The organism is Pseudoalteromonas umbrosa (genome assembly GCF_030125375.1).
Classification (GTDB): domain Bacteria; phylum Pseudomonadota; class Gammaproteobacteria; order Enterobacterales; family Alteromonadaceae; genus Pseudoalteromonas; species Pseudoalteromonas umbrosa.
This window is the reverse complement of sequence record NZ_JASJUU010000004.1, coordinates 430,533-448,386: the sequence shown is the minus strand read 5'-3', so window position 1 is coordinate 448,386 and position 17,854 is coordinate 430,533. Positions and strand designations below refer to the sequence as shown.

The following is a 17,854-nucleotide window of genomic DNA, read 5'->3' as shown; positions in this document are numbered from 1 at the left end:
CTCTTTATAAACTAATTCTTTCTAATTTTTCTTCTTCTTCAAACACGAAGAACTCCAGAGCACCTTTTGAAGAGTTAATTACACCTAAACTATCGGCCACTTCACTCCCCCTCACAAATGCGCCTTGATAAGATCCAGCTAAATCAAAGATCCCCCATACCATATCAAATCGCTTCAACTCTCCTTGGGTATTGCAAGACTCAATTGTGTCTGGGGTACAATACTGCTGCGCAATCCAAGAAGCTTCTTCCGCAGCACTGTCTACCGCCGCGTCCCATTGCGCTTGATCAACTTGTTCTCCAATAAAAATATCTTCACCTTGGCTAGAATGAACATTTTTAATTAAAAACTTATTTTTATTTTGTTTTAGTATTTCAGTGCGTGCCCATACTTGCGACTTATGTGTAATGTCGTCATGTGTAAGCCTAAAGGTCCAAGGCACATACTTCTTAATAAAATCTCGCTCATACTCACTGAGGGCATTTAAAACTATTGGTTCATGCAATAAAGCGTACATGGCTTTATTACCAAATACACTGCGGCATAAACCATCCATAAATACCAACTTGTTATCTGCTGTCGCGTTATATATTTGAGTCGACAGCTGACTAGAGAACCCTGAGCTAATAGTGAACAATAAGGCATCCACCTCTTTTCCATTTACAAATACATAGTTGTCTCTATTAAATTGGATTTCATTAGTCTCATGGATCACATCAAAGTTGACATGAAAGTTTTTAAAAGCAGGCTCTTTATCGAATGCACAAAACTCGGACACAGCTTCAATGGTTTCCTCACGTCCCAACCCAGCAAGGCATGGGATCACAATTGTTATTTCACTTCTATCTGGTTTGGTCTTTAGTACTTGATAAACAAGGGCCTCAAAAAAAGCTCTGAATGTATTAGGTCGCGTTAAGTTTAATGAACTAATTTGCTCATACTTATCAAACTGCTTCAATACTGAGTCAATAAACCAATCGTGCTGCCAACCGCCAATAGTTGAGCCTACGTTAGTCTCTATCAGTTTAATGACATCGTTGTGATACACAAAATCATGACGGATCATAAAACCATCAGCTGGTATATTTAAGTTTCTAAATAACTCATAGCTATACTCACTTATCCCAAAATACTCTGCGGCTGTATGAGTATTATCACCGAAGTAATTATCTAGGGCCGCATAAAAAATCTCAGGCAGCTTCTGTACAACTTCCGTGTACTCTTTTACAGCGCCTTTTGAAATGATAATAGGCCAAGGAGCAATGGGGTATTTATAACCCCGCATAATTGCACTGACATTTTCAGAGTCAGTGTCAATTTTTTCATTTCTTGCCCTCTCTGACCTTTCAAGAAAGGTCATTAGCTTCCCTTGTAACTCAGAAGTCACTCTAGAGTTTTTGATAATAGAACTACTCATCACTTTATATAAACTCCTATGTAGATCACAGCGAAAGCGTATCTTGCTTTTGTTCATCTGCTGTAATGTTTGATAGCGTCCTATTCAACTGAATGACTTGCGCGATCCCTCTTACATTACTGGCTTCCATGAACTTCCTATAATCTAACTCTACATCAAATTTTGCTTTTATTTTTGTTATCACTTGAACCACATTTAACGAGTGGCCGCCCAACTCAAAGAAGTTATCAAGAACACCAAATGCATCTTCTTCAAGGCTAAGGACTGTGGCCCAAATACGTAACACATCCTTTTCAATCTCATTCTCAGCTTTCACCAAAGTGCTCTGTACTTTAACATCAGGCACAATCAGCTGCTTAAGGTCGACTTTGCCATTTGCATTGAGTGGAAATGCATCAGATAACACCACAGCCGCAGGCTGCATATATTGTGGAACTGATTTAGACAATTCCCACTTCACCTGTTCTGCAAAGTCTACTGACTCATCGCTGGAAATAACGTACAAGAAAATCCGAGCTATGCCATCATCACCCTGTATCACATTTGCAACTGCATCGCTCACACCAATAATATTGTTGGCATAATACTCAATTTCTTTTAATTCAATTCGATGACCATTCACTTTCACCTGATGATCTAATCGGCCCAAGAACTCATATTCATCACGCCCTGTTTGACGCACTTTATCACCCGTTCTGTACCAACGAGTTTGAATGCCACCGGTTTGCTCAATATATATGAAGCGCTCTGCAGACAAGGCTTCATTTTTTAAATACCCTGTCGCTAGACTATTACCAGATATCAGTAGCTCTCCCGGTACACCTTCGGGTAGTAAGCCGCCATGAGCTCCCAATACAGCATGCTGATACCCATTCAAGGTTCCACTTAAGGCCAACTTGGTTCCCGTTAGTGCATCTTGTGTCACAGCACCAAGCATTGACCATATGGTTGCTTCAGTTGGGCCAAAGCAGTTCCATACTTGAGTCACGCTGTCCACCAGCGCTTTACCTAATTGAACACTGAGCGCTTCACCACCACATAGTGCAGTAAATGGCTCTTTTGCTTGCCAACCCATATCAAGGAGCGCTCTCCATGTCGCTGGAGTTGCCTGCATTATATTTATCTTATGTGACTCTATAATGCGTATTAAGTTCAGAGGGTCACGTTTTGCAAACTCATCAGCCACAACAATTTGACCACCGGCTAGTAATGGGGCAAATAACTCTAACATCGCAATATCAAACGATAGAGTCGTGACCGCTAACCATTTGGTGTTTTGGTCAAGGTCTGCAAGTCTATAGCCAGCTGATAATACGTGCTCAGTTAATGCTCCTCGGCTGATCTCAACACCTTTAGGCACACCTGTTGACCCAGAAGTAAACATGATATAGGCAATATCATGGCTGTCAAAATGTAGATTATGACAGGTACCAACCGAATCAGCCCAATTCACACTGTCCAAATTAATAGACTGCATCTGCCACTCTTGCTCAACCCGCTCAACATTAGCTGAGCTAACCAGCGCAACTTTGGCATTAGTGGCTGCAACAATATGTTGGCATCTAACATCAGGCAAACTGCTATCAATAGGCACAAAAGTCGCCCCTACTCTCATCACAGCAAGTACAGAGACAACCATATCAATGTTACGTTCTGTCGATATAATAACGTGTTCACCAAGTGACACATGATTATCCACTAAATGAGTACTGAGTAGATCAACTCTCTTAACTAACTCGTTGTAGCTGATATGCTGCTTAGCATCTTGAACAGCAATGGCTGATCCGCGTTCATCCGCCACTTTATAAACTAACTCTAACAGATCACTTTCAGATTTACCAAAGTGAGTGTGCACAGGCTCTGGAGATAGTGCCAACAATATATCGGAGATATGTGATTGTGGCTGTTCTACCAACTGTTTCATTATATTGGATAACTTATCAGATAAACCACCATACACGCTTTGTTCGAATACAGCCGAATCAAGTAACACAGACATTGATATTTGCCCGCCTTCAGATTTCTCAAAGGCCGTTTGTAGCAGATAGTTATTGCGCTCAAAGCCATCTCTTTCAATTTTCTGGCCCTGTGCATCAACTTTGTCATATACATGAAAGTCGACATAATTAAACAAAGAACCAGACAAATTCAAGCCTGTAAGCCTTTGTATTTCAGTAACTGGAAAATAACGATGCTCTGATGACTGTTTAGAAATGTCATCAATCTTTACGATCAACTCCTCCCAAGTTAACCCAGAAAAATCAACAGCCAGTGGCAATGCATTTAAAAACAAGCCCAATGTTTTGTCACTGCCAAGTAGCTCTGGACGACCGTTAAATACATGTGATGTTAACACCTTAGTACTGTCGTCTAGCAAACCTAATATTACGGTATGTAATGCCAAAAGTACTGACTTTTGCTGTACCTGAAGCTTATTAGACAGCTGCAATAATGTATTACTTTGCCTACCGCTCAGTTCAACAGGTACTGTGTACAAAGCACCACCTCCGGCTTTAGCTCCCCACCATGGAAGCTGATAACCATCTAATGCTGTTTGCCAAAACTCTTTTGCTTCATTTGACTGCAGCGCTTTTTGTTCTAGGTCTACATAGTAACGATAAGGTAAACTTTGCGCAGCCTCTACGACCGCTTTATCAGCAAGCTTTGCGGTATAAAGCTCAAATAATTCGGTCTCCAATGAAGCTCGACTCCAACCATCAAGCAGCGCGTGATGGAAGCTTAAGTGCACACAAAATGCCTGCTCAGAAAATACTTGAATACTCACTTTCCAAAGAGGTAAGGACAAGTCAAAAGATTTTACTTTTTCTTGTTTTATCCAAGCCTTCATTGCGTCTTTTTGTTGTTCTTCGTCAACAGTAACCGTATTAATTATTAGTGGTAAATCAATACGCTTCCTAATCTCTACTAAAGGTCTATCACCCGCAAAATTGAATACGCCTCGCAGGTTTTCATGACGTGCAGTCAACTCACTTAGTGCAGCTTCAAAACAGCTTTGATGCCACATCAGCTCAACATTAATACTCGATATATCGTGGTACATGCCATCGATTTGCCCTTGCATAGAGTGGAACAACATCCCCTGCTGAAGTCGAGTTTGCGGGAAAGCATCGTCAAGCAAGTCTAAATCAAGGTTCTCCTTTTCCGCATCATTCAGTAGAGCGAATGGGGCCACCTCAAACTCCTGCGCGTCTAGCAAGTTATTTTCTTCTAACCAATTAGCTAACTGTCTAATCGTTGGATTGTCGTATAAATCTTTAAGCGATATATCAAGCTTTTCTTTACGAGACTTGCCAACAACCCCAAGCGCGCGGATAGAATCACCTCCAATGTTAAAGAAGTGATCATTCACGCTAATTTCTGGACGCTCCAATACTTCTTGCCAAATGTCGCTGATTTTAATTTCAACCTGACTCTGTGGCGCTATAAATGAAGAGTCATTCAGCTGCCCTTCCACCGTAGGTAGACGCTTATGATCTAGCTTTCCATTTGCTGTTAAAGGCCACTTCTGTACTGCAATATAATGACTTGGCAGCATATACTCTGGTACTCGACTTGCCAAATACTCCCGCAAGTTGAGACTTTCAATCACACTTTTTTCTGTGGTCTTTACATACGCAACAATATGAGTATTACCAGCTTCATTGAGTTGCGTGGTTATAAATGAGCTCTCTACCTCAGCGTGGGCTTCCACAGCTTGTTGTATTTCCCCTAATTCAATGCGATAGCCATTCACCTTCGTTTGATCATCGATACGAGACACATACTCTAAATCGCCATTACAGTCCCATTTAACTAGGTCACCTGTTCTATAGAAGCGCTCTGTGCCAGCTACCGTTTGTAAGGTCACAAACTTCTCTTCATTGAGTTCATCCCGGTTTAAATAACCAAGAGCAACACCACTGCCCCCAATATAAAGCTCTGAAATAGCACCTTTTGGCGCTAGTCTTTGGTTTTTATCTAACCCTAACAACTTGGTATTTTGAATTGGTAAACCAATGGGCACAACACCTGCGGGACATTGGTTCAATGCATCAACACCCGTCACTGAGAAGGTTGAACAACCAACTACAGTTTCTGTCGGACCATATTCGTTAATAAACGTCGCTTTTGGCAAGAGTTTATCAACCCAATTATAAAGAGACTGCACATACAATTGCTCTCCACCAATCACTATCTGGTGCTGTAGTTCACTCTCCTTTTGCTCAACATAACTCTCTAACACTTTTAAATGCGCAGGTGTCACTTTAAACAATAAGGCACTACTGTTTTCCATCAAGCGCTCAGCAAGCACTGGGTACATTGCCTCGCCCTCAACCAACAGTTCAACATTCAAACCACATATTAGCGGTGTAAATAGTGAGGTAATGGTTGCATCAAAGCAAATTGATGTGCTCACGACAGACCCTGTTACACCTGAGTGTATATAGTGCGCTGCTGCATGCTCTAAATAGTTGACTAAACCGAGCTGTGTGATTTGTACTCCTTTAGGTGTGCCTGTAGAGCCTGAGGTATAAAGAATGTACGCAATATCACTAGGAATAAACTCAGTTTCCAGGTCTTCTTCTTCATAGTCAAATAGCATCTCGCCGCAATAGCCGTCATCGACTTGTGATGACAATAGGTCGTCAGCAACGATGATATCTACGCCTGACAGCGGCACATTCTCAATATGCTCTCCCATTAAGATGATAAATTCCATATCAGAATCATTGACTATTGCTTCCAACCGCTGTTGAGGCTGATTCACATCAAGCGCAACAAATACAGCACCTAACTTAGCAATACTGATAATAGACACCATCATTTCTAACGAGCGTTCTAAATAAACGCCCACTTTAGTGCCTTTTTCTACCCCTAAGTCTTCTAAGCAGTTTGCAAAGCGATTAGTTAGCGCATTGAGCTGTGCATAACTTAGCTGTTGCTGGTTGAAAGACACTGCATTTTGATCCGCGGCAAGGGCAGCTTGTTCATAGAGCCTATCGATAAAGTTGTCAGATGGCTCCATAAGATTTGTCTCTCCCGCACCAACGGCGATGAGTTCTGCTTCAGTCGTCTTATCTAAGCAGGATAACTCGCTGAGCAAAGTATCTTGGTTACAATTCGAAAGATCCTGCAATAACAACTCAAGCCCCTTTACAAACTGCGCTGATAACTGCTCTGTATACCTGAGATCTTGAATCAAAAACTCTACACTCAACTCACGCGTGAGATGCGCGACAATATTTATCGCAAAATTAGAATCTTCAAATGTAGAGACATTGAGCAAATCCAACCCAGCTTCATTTAAATGCTCTCCAATCGCTTCATTAACAGGGTAATTTTCGAATACCACTATGCTATCGAATAGATTTTGCTGCGACTGACTTTGAATCTCTGCCAGCGGAATATAACTATGTTGCTCACGCTCTGCTTGCGCTATGTGTAATGCTTTTAGCCAATCACCCACCTGATTGTGCAACTGTGTATCGACAACAACAGGTACACTGTTAATAAACAGACCAAGCATTTGCTCAACTCCGTCTAGTTCAGCAGGTCGTCCTGAAGTCGTTGCCCCAAATACCACCTGAGATTCACCACTATAACGAGACAGCAGCAAAGACCAAGCCCCTTGTAATATCACATTCACCGTTGTTTGTGTTTCTTTTGCTAACTTCACCAAGCCTGCAGTTTGCGCTTCAGAAAGTTTGAAAACTTGTAAAATCGATTCACCTGCTTTAATTGGCTGCTTACTCCCTGTCACTAAAGGCAAGGATGTTGCACCTCTGACGTCAGATAAAACTGTATGCCAATACGCTAAGCTCTGCGCTTTATCCTGCTTAGCCAGCCATTCAATATATCCGGCATAACGTGCCACGGGTGCTAACTGAGGCGTTTGTGATGCGCCTAACGCTCTGTAACACTCTGTTACTTCTGAGAAAACAAGTGGCAAACACCAACCATCCATCAATGCATGATGGTGTGACCACAGCCATTGGTACCCATCATCACCACAATCAAACAAACTAAATCGGATAAGTGGCGCGGTGCTCATATCAAAGCCACGCGCTTTATCTTCTTTCAAAAATGCAGACAATGCAGCTTCTCGTTGTACCACACTGTCTTCTCGCCAGTTAAACTCTTGCCACAGCGGTTCTACTGATGTTAAAACACGCTGATGCATTCGTCCTGAATCGATACCAACGAACCCTGTTTTAAAAGTATCGTGGCGTGCAATCACAAGAGCCCAAGCTTGCTTAAACCTTTCCACATCTAATTCTTTAAATGCCACAAGAGTCTGAGTGACATAACTTCCTCGATCCAGCATGCTGTGAAATAATAAGCCTTGCTGTGAACCTGTTGCAGGATACATATCTGCCACTTGAAGCCCTTGACACCAGTTAGTTACCTCTTCGTCTGTCAGCTGACTAAGAGGAAAATCTACGGCAGCATATTCACCATTTTCAATTGCCAAGCAATGCATAATGATATCTTCTAATGCATCTTTAAAAGCAGTAGACAAATCTCTCAATGTATCAGGATGATAGCTTGTACTATCCCCTGTCAATTCAAACTCAAGGCACCCTTGTGCAACAAGTCCATTTACGGTTAAACCGTGACTAGGTTGTCGGTGAATACTCACTGAGCGGCCAACTCCCTCACTCGCGATACCAAAGGTTGAGCTTTCGTTAATAACCTGATCAAACTGACCAAGATAATTGAACAAAATAGGAGCTGCCTGTGCTTTTTCTAAGACAGGGTCATGTACGATCTCTTTTAGTAGGCCGTATCCAATCCCTTTATTTGGCAGTTGACGATATGCGGTTTTCACACCATTGATCAATTTTCCGAGATCAGAGTCCTTAGCCATAGACAAATGCAATGGGAAAGTACTGGTAAACCAACCAACTGTTTGACTTAAGTCCAGTGTATCAGTCAAAGCTTCCCGACCATGGCTTTCAAGATCAATGCGTAAAGATGTTTCACCACTCCAACGAGATACAGCCAACAATAAACTCGCAAGGAGTGTCTCATTTATTTGTGTTCTATAACTATTTTGACAACTCGAGAGTAGCTGCTGAGTTAGCTTCTCATCAAGTTTGAACTGCGCACTAACTGGCTTATCAAGTTCAGGCACAACATGCACGCCTTGTTTCGCTTGAACCTCAACTAAATTTACACTTGGCGTTTCAACCACTGTTTGCCAGTATCTAAGTTCTTCCGATAAGGCATCACTATGTGCATACTCTTGCAAATATTCACCCCATTGTTGATAGGATGATGTCTTTTCAGGCAAGCTCAGAGTTGCTCCTGACTGCCACTGTGCATACAGCTCACTGAGATCATCGAGCAAGATACGCCAAGAGACACCGTCAATAGCAAGGTGATGGACAACTATCAGTAAGCGGCCTGTTTCAGACGCGTCGCCTGCCCAGTAAACAACCTTGACCAATTCACCAGCTTGCGGCTGTAAACTCGCCTGAATCTCACTAGCTTCTTTGCTCAGTGCAGACCATCCAAGTTCTGGCTTTTCTCGAATATCAATGGCTGAACTTACGAGTGCAGGCTCTAATGATCTATGCTTGCCTCGCCATTTTCCTGCATGCTCATTAAACTGTAAACGCAGTGCATCGTGCCTTTTATACAGAGCTTCAACCATTTTTGATAAACCTGTACTATCAAAAGTAGCTGGCGTTTCTAACATAACAGCTTGATTTACATGGTGCCAATCCGTCTTATCTGCAAGCAACTCGTGCTGTACAGGTAAAAGAATAATCTCTCCTTCAATAGGCCCTTGAGGTGCATCAATTAAACGATTCGTTTTAACTTCTTTTGCCAGCATTCTAATTGTCGGAGCATCAAATAAAGCTTTAACACTAAAATGTAGCCCCTGCTTTGCAGCCCGAGAGACCATCTGAATTGACAAAATTGAATCACCACCAAGTTCAAAGAAATTGGCTGTCACGCTCACTTGAGAGTCAGGTAATTGAAGCAGCTCAGACCACAAAGCTTGTAGTTGTATTTCAACACTACCTTGCGGCGCAGCATAAGCACCACTCAACACACCATCTTCGGGTTTTGGTAGTGCTTTTCTGTCCACTTTGCCATTAGGCGTTAATGGCCAGCTCTGTACTTCAATTAATAAGCTTGGCAGCATATGCTCTGGCAGAGTCTTTCGCAATTCCTCACGCAGTTGTTCTGGGTCTAAGTCTTGCTCTTGAGCCCCTTCAATATAGCCAACTAAGCGTTTGCCTTGCTCATAGTTTTGTGCAATGACAACACAGCTAGCCACACTTTCTGACTGTGATAAAGCATGCTCAATTTCACCCAGCTCAATACGAAAACCTCGGATTTTAACTTGTTCATCTTGACGGCCCAAGAATTCAATATTCCCATCGCATAAATAGCGAGCTAAGTCCCCTGTACGGTAAAGTCGACCTGCTCCAAATGGGTTTTCTATGAAACGCTGTGCGGTTAAATCTTCTCTATTTAGATAACCCAGTGCAACACCATCACCACCTAGATACAATTCACCTACTGCGCCCATAGGCAGCAGTCGCTGAGCTTCATCTAAGACATATGCTTGGCTATTAGCCATCGGTCTACCAATCGGGATCACTCCATTGGCAATAGTGGTTTCATTAATTTCGTACTGAGTGATAAATGCAACCGTTTCAGTTGGGCCATAGGTATGTATAAAGTGCTTTGGCTTACATGTCTCGACAACCTGTTTTGCGACTGCAACATCAACTTTATCTCCCCCAATTAGAAGATAATTTAGCCTAGAAAATGTGTCACCTAACATAGGCGCATATTGTTTAAATAAACCGGCAGTGAGCTGTACAATACTCGCTCCGCTGTCTTGTAGACGCTTACCAAATAACTGCGCATCGAGTAGCTCTTCATGAGCCACCAGTAACAACCTTCCCCCATTAAGCAGCGTACTCCAGATCTCCCATGTTGAGGCGTCAAACGAAGGGTTAGCACAATAGGCCACACAGCTTTGCTCATCAATTTCTATTAACGGATCTGTGATTGTCGACCGCAATACATTAGCGTGGCTCACCATTACGCCCTTAGGCTTACCTGTAGAACCAGATGTATACATCACATAAGCGATATCATCCTTAGGAATTGAAAGCGCCCGCGAAGCACCACCTTGTGTTTGGCACTGCGCTTGCAGCTTCTCAACATCTACATCATGCACTTGCAGGCCCATAGCCAGCTCATTAACAGATGCACCGCTACTGTCCACAAGAATATGCTCTGCCTCAGTGTCCTTCAACATAAACTGGATGCGCTCTTGAGGATATTCAGGGTCCAACGGCACATACCCTGCACCTACTTTTAATGTTGCTAACATGGATACGATTAATTCAATTGAGCGATGCGCAGCAATGGCAACCAATGTATTTGCTTGCACCCCACTGTCAATTAAGTTTAACGCCAGTCTATCGGAAAGCTTATCCAACTGAGCGTAACTCATTTGCACATCTTTATACTCCAACGCTACTGCGTTTGGTACAGCCTGCGCACGAGCAACGAATGCATCCACAATCGATTCTATCTCGCTATGACTTGTAGACACTCCAGCTGATACAGTAAGCAATTCCTGCTGCTTTTTCTCATTCAGGTAATTTATATCTGTTAATTTTGCTTTGTGATTAGTTGCCAGCCCTAAGATTATGTCCTTCAAAGTATCTGATAACAATGCGATTTGTGTATCATTGAACTGGCTGTTATTCGATTCGATAACCACACTGAGAACACCATGCAACTGCGCAACAACATTTAAGCTGTAATTTGACCCCTCATTGAATGAAATGTTTTCAACCTCAACACCCGCTTCATTCAAATGGTCGCCTATCGCCTCATTAACAGGGTAGTTTTCAAAAATAACTAAACTATCAAACAAATTTTGATGGGACTGGCCTTGAATTTCTGCCAGCGGAATATAACTATGCTGATCTCTCTGAGCTTGCGCTGTGTGTAACTCTTTCAGCCAATCACTTACACAACTGTGCGTATGTGTTTCAACAACCACTGGCACGCTGTTTATAAACAAGCCTACCATTTGTTCAACACCGCTCAACTCTGCAGGGCGGCCTGATGTCGTCGCACCAAACACCACTTGTGACTCTCCACTGTAGCGCGATAATAGTAAAGACCAAGCGCCCTGAAGTATCACATTTACCGTAGTCTGAGACTCTTTAGCCAGCTGTGTAAGTTGCTCCGTCTCTTGTTCATTTAACCTAAAGACATGACGTAGTGACCTATCCAATTTGCGCGTTTGCACATTGCTGGATATTAACGGTAAAGGTGTAGCACCTGTCACTGTAGATAACGTCTCCTGCCAGTATTTTATACTCTGTGCTTTATCTTGCTTGGCTAGCCACTGCACATATCCAGCATAACGTGACACAGGCGCTAACTGTGGCTCTTGAGCAACACCAAGCGCTCGATAGCATTCTGTCACCTCTGAAAATATCAAAGGTAAACACCAGCCATCCATCAAGGCATGATGATGCGACCAAACCCACCGATATCCAGCATCACCACAGTCAAATAAACTAAATCGCATGAGCGGCGCATTACTCACGTCAAAGCCTTGTGATTTATCTGTAATTAAAAACGCTGATAGCTGTGTATCTATTTGCGCTTGACTACTGTTTCTCCAATCAAATTCTTGCCACTGAGCGTCTGCAGATTCAACAACCAATTGATGCATATGCCCAGTATCCAAGCCAACAAACCCAGTTCGCAAAATATCATGGCGTGCAATCACCATCGACCAAGCTTGTTTAAAACGTGCCACATCAAGTGCCTTAAACTCTACCATTGCCTGAGTCACATAGCTGCCTTTATCCAACATGCTATGGAATAACATGCCCTGCTGCGTGCCAGTTGCAGGATATAAATCTGTGACATGAGATGTTTCACACCAATTTGATACGGCTTCATCGCTGGCGGTACACAGTGGAAAATCTATCGCAGCATAGGCTCCGCGTTCAACTACCATACAATGCGCGATGACATCCTCTAACGCAGCTTTATAACTCGCGGTTAACTCTTTCAACGCATCTAAATGATACAGGTGACCATCACCTGTGAATTCAAACTCTAAACACCCTTCAGTCACCAAGCCGTTCAGCGTTAAACCATGACTTCGCTTTCGCTCAGCACTCACTGAGCGACCAGCCCCCTCTGAGGCAATACCAAATGTAGAATTGTCATTTAAGACCTGGTCAAATTGACCAAGATAATTAAACAGAATAGGGGCTGCATCCGCTTCAACCAGTATCGGGTCCTTAGTAAGATGTTTAAGTACACCATATCCGATCCCTTTATTTGGCAAACTGCGATAGGCTGTTTTAACACGGTTAATAACCGCACCAATACCTGCCTCAGATGGCATAGATAAGTGCAATGGATATAGACTAGTGAACCACCCTACTGTCTGACTCAAATCAAGCGTATCTGTCAACGCCTCACGACCGTGCCCTTCTAAGTCTATTCGAAGTTCAGCCCCCCCACTCCAGCGCTCTACAGCCAGTAATAACGCTGCAAGTAAAGTTTCATTAATCTGTGTTCTATAACTATTTTGGCAGCTTGATAAGAGTTGCTGAGTTAGCGCTTTATCAAGTCTAAAGTGCGTGCCAACCGGTTTATCTTGCTGTGGTGGATTAACCCAACCCAATGCTTGTTGAGCTTTGGCAGGATCACCACTTGGTAAACTCACAACCTGATGCCAGTAAGCCTGTTCACTGGCGATACTTTCACTTTGCGCATAACTTTTCAGAAATGCTCCCCACTGCTGATAAGACGAGGTTTTCTCAGCTAAATTCAAAGCATCACCGCGCTGCCATTGGGCATACAATTGGCTTAAATCGTCTAACAGCACTCGCCAAGACACACCATCAACCGCCAAATGATGTATAACCAGTAGTAAACGCCCTTTTTCTGCCTCTCCTGCTGACCAGTGAACCACCTTCACTAACTGCGCTAATTGTGGGTTTAAGCTTGCTTGAATTTCACTGGCTTGGGCACTTAGCTCAGACCACCCACCCTCTGGCTTTTGTCTAATCTCAAATGCTTCTTGGATCAGCGCTTGGTTAATGCTTTTGTGCTTACCGACCCAAGTCCCTGCTTGCTCTGTAAATTGCAAGCGCAGTGCATCGTGTCTGCGATAAAGCGCTGTAACCATTTCCTCAAGACACTGGCTATCAAACGCGACAGGTGTTTCTAACATCACCGCCTGATTAACATGATGCCAACCTGTTTTATCTGCCAGTAGTTCTTGTTGAATTGGTAGCAGCACAATTTCACCATCAACATTGCCTTGAGGAGCTTCAATTAAGCGCCCAGATTTAACCTCTTTAGCAAGTAAACGAATAGATGGCGCATCAAACAATGCTTTAACACTAAAGTGAAGTCCTTGCTTAGCGGCGCGTGAAACCAATTGAATGGACAGAATAGAATCGCCACCAAGCTCAAAGAAATTCGCGGTAGTACTAATTTGAGAGGTGGACAGCTGAAGTAGATCTGACCACAACAATTGTAACTGCTTTTCAACATCATTCTCTGGCGCAACATACACACCACTCAACACACCTGAGTCAGGAGCTGGTAAGGCTTTTTTATCTATTTTACCATTTGGAGTTAATGGCCACGCTTGTACTTCTACGAATAAGCTTGGCAACATATGCTCCGGTAAACGTTTTCTTAATGTCTCACGCAGTACTTCGACATCTAAACTCTGATCTGTAGCTGCTTCAACATAGCCAATCAAACGCTTGCCTTGTTCATGTTCTTGAGCAATCACAACATTGCTCGCAACACCCGAACATTGTGAAATTGCATGCTCAATTTCACCGAGTTCGATACGGAAGCCACGTACTTTTATCTGTTCGTCTTGACGCCCTAAAAACTCTAAATTTCCATCCTGACGATAGCGCACTAAATCCCCAGTACGATAGAGGCGACCTATACCAAATGGGTTGTTAAGGTAACGCTCTGCGGTCAACTCGGCTCTATTGAGATAGCCTTGTGTAACACCATCACCACCTAAATATAGTTCACCTACAGCGCCAAATGGCAATAACCTCTGTGCACTATCTAGGATATAGGCTTGGCTGTTTGCCAATACTTTGCCAATTTCTGGCACCCTTGTTATTTCAGATTCAAATCGCGCATAGGTTGAATAAGTCGTATCTTCAGATGGTCCATATAAGTTACAAACCGCAGGACACCCTGAAGCCAATATACGATTTACTAATTCTGATTTTAAAGGCTCTCCCGCTAAGTTAACGACTTTGACACTCTGTGGGATCCCATCACTCTCGACCAATGCACGTGCAGCAGATGGCACAGTATTGATCAATGACACTGCCACTGGACGCTCTAACAGTGATACTGCATTTTCAACAAGTACACACTGGTAACCAAAACACAGCGGTGTAAATATTTCGAAAATTGATAGATCAAAGTTCAATGATGTAGATGCTAAAACACGCTCAAGCTCTTCAGGAGAATATGTCTGTGCAGCCCAATTGAGCATACTTAACGCGTTTTTATGACTTATCATAACGCCTTTTGGTTGCCCTGTTGAACCTGAGGTATAAATAACATAGGCCAATTCAGTTGCAACCCGTTCAGCTTGCTCTGGTAACGTGACAGTATCTGTCATTGTACTCAATGAAGCTTCGTGTACACGAACTGTGGTCAATGTACTATCCGATAGGCCATGCCCTGACGTTACGACTAGGTGCTTGAGCCCAGTATCTTGGATCATAAACTCAATGCGTTCAGTTGGGTATTTCGGGTCCAGAGATACAAATGCTCCACCAGCTTTCAAAATTCCCACTAAGCCTACAATTAACTCCAGTGAGCGCTGACCACATAAACCAACTATATCTCCCCGTCTTAAACCACCGTCAATGAGGGCCTTTGCAAGTACATTGGCATGATGATTAAACTCTTTAAACGTTAACTGAGTCTTGTTAAATTCGATTGCTATTTTATCTGGATTTTCTTCAGCTTGACGCTCTATCAAGTGATGCATCAGCATGGTGTCGTCATATTCTAAAGAGTTTAGATTCAGCTGCTCGACTAGGTGCTGTTGTGCTGTTGTCGACACAATTTCAACACTCTCAAGAGGTTTATCTTGTGCCAATACCATGTTCTTTAATAACGTCTTTAAATCTTCCGCCAAAGTAAGAAGTGTGTGCTCACTATAGCCCTCAATCAAAGACTGTAATTGTAAGGTTAATACATCCTGATGGCTGGCTGTTAACGTCACACCATAGCTTGTTTCTTCAATGGTTCTCACTAACTCAACAGGGAGCGATGCTTCATTTAAGCGCTCGCCTATCGCTTCGTTAACAGGATAGTTTTCAAATACGACTAAGCTATCAAATAGATTCTGGTGAGATTGCCCTTGGATCTCAGTCAATGGAATATAGCTATGCTGCTCTCTATGAGCTTGAGCACTGTGCAATGACTTCAACCATTGGCTAACACTGAGGTCGGTTTGGGTATCGACAACAACCGGTATACTATTGATAAATAAGCCAACCATTTGTTCTACACCCACTAACTCCGCAGGTCGGCCAGATGTTGTCGCACCAAAGACAACCCGAGATTCACCGCTGTAACGAGAAAGCAGTAAAGACCAAGCACCTTGCAAAATAACACTGACTGTAGTTTGGGTTTCTTTTGCAAGTTGCACCAAATCTGCAGTTTCACTTTCACTCAATCTAAATACATGACGTAACGAATCTCCAGCCTTGCTTGATTTTTTATTACCCGTAACCAAAGGTAAAGGCGTTGAGGAATTCACTTGTGACAACACATCGCGCCAGTAATTCAAGCTTTGCTCTTTGTCTTGCTTAGCCAGCCAAGCAACATAATCTCCATAATTAGATACTGCAGCCAAAGAAGGCTTTTGCGCAGCCCCTAACGCTCGATAACACTCTGTCACTTCTGTAAAAATAATAGGTAAACACCAGCCGTCCATTAGCGCATGATGGTGTGACCAAACCCATTTATACCCGGCCTCACCGCAATTAAATAGGCTAAATCTCATTAGCGGTGCTCGGTCAATTTCAAAGCCATTCGCCTTGTCTTCTTTCAAAAATTCAGCCAATAGCGACTCTTTGGCTTGAGCACTCTCATTTTGCCAGTCAAACTCTTGCCATGGGGCTTGTGTAGACTGCATGACCATTTGATGAATGCGACCAGAGTCAAACCCTACAAACCCAGCTCGTAACGTATCATGGCGCTCAATCACCATAGTCCAAGCTTGTTTAAAGCGCTCAACATCTAAGTCTCTAAACTCCACTAATGTCTGAGTTATATAACTCCCCTTATCCAGCATACTGTGGAACAACAAACCTTGCTGTGTACCAGTAGCCGGGTATAAGTCTGCCACTTTATGATCTTGACACCAGTCCACAACTTGCTCGTCACTCACATCACAAAGAGGAAAATCTATCGCCGCATAAGTACCATTCTCAACCTCAACACAGTGAGCAATCACTTCCTCCAAAGCGGCTTGGAATGAAGCCATAAAACCATTAATAGCTTGCGCATGATAGCGCTGAGCATCTGCGGTCAACTCAAATTCTAAGCATCCGTCATTCACCAATCCATTCAGAGTCAACCCATGACTGCGCTTACGGTTAGCGCTCACAGACCGCCCAGCACCTTCATCGGCAATACTAAATATTGGGTTTTCATTAAGCACTTGATCAAACTGACCAAGATAATTGAATAGGATAGGTGCCGTTCCGGCATCTGCGAGCACAGGATCTTGAGCCAAGGACTGCAATAGACCATAGCCAATACCATTATTGGGTAATGTACGATATGCAGTTTTAACACGATTGATTATTTGACCAATATTAGACTCGGACTCCATCGACAGGTGTAATGGATAGATACTTGTAAACCAACCAACTGTCTGGCTGAGATCTATGCTATCAGTCAACACTTCTCGCCCGTGACCTTCTAAGTCGACACGCAGGGATGAAGCTCCACTCCAGCGAGCAACACCTAAAAGTAAACTTGCTAAAAGCGTTTCATTGATATGAGTTCGATAACTATTTTGGCAAGTGGACAATAAATATTGTGTCGCAGCCCTATCCAATTTAAAGTGCGTTCCGATAGATAAGCCTTGATCCGATAAATCACCTAGCTCTAATTTGCGCTGTACTCCTACCAAATCTACACTTGGCTTATTCACCACGTCATGCCAATACGCCTGCTCTTTTGCCAGCTCTTCGCTTTGCGCATACTCTTGTAAAAATGCTCCCCACTGTTGGTAAGAAGATGTTTTGCCAGATAAATCTAAATCATTGCCAGCTTGCCATTGGGTATAAAGTAAACTCAAGTCATCCAACAGAATACGCCAAGAAACACCATCTACAGCAAGGTGATGTA

The 17,854-nt window shown here is 43.0% G+C and carries 2 protein-coding genes (1 of these 2 running past the window's edge); both read right to left on the bottom strand.

Going from position 1 to position 17,854, the window contains the following annotated elements; all coding sequences use genetic code 11:
• Positions 1-4 precede the first annotated feature (4 nt).
• Positions 5-1,360: a hypothetical protein gene (locus QNM16_RS16680; RefSeq protein WP_284021555.1), complete on the bottom strand. Its 1,356-nt coding sequence runs from the start codon at positions 1,358-1,360 to the stop codon at positions 5-7.
• An 82-nt stretch (positions 1,361-1,442) separates the two neighbouring features.
• Positions 1,443-17,854, bottom strand: the 3' portion of a protein-coding gene (locus QNM16_RS16675) for a non-ribosomal peptide synthase/polyketide synthase (RefSeq protein ID WP_284021554.1). 3,754 nt of this gene lie beyond the right edge of the window; the window shows 16,412 of its 20,166 coding nt (coding positions 3,755-20,166); its start codon lies beyond the right edge, outside the window — the gene reads right to left on this strand; its stop codon occupies positions 1,443-1,445.

Bases quoted from the DNA above. Each gene is read 5' to 3' on its own strand.
- QNM16_RS16680 (WP_284021555.1), bottom strand. From the start codon at position 1,360: ATGACCTTTCTTGAAAGGTCAGAGAGGGCAAGAAATGAAAAAATTGAC.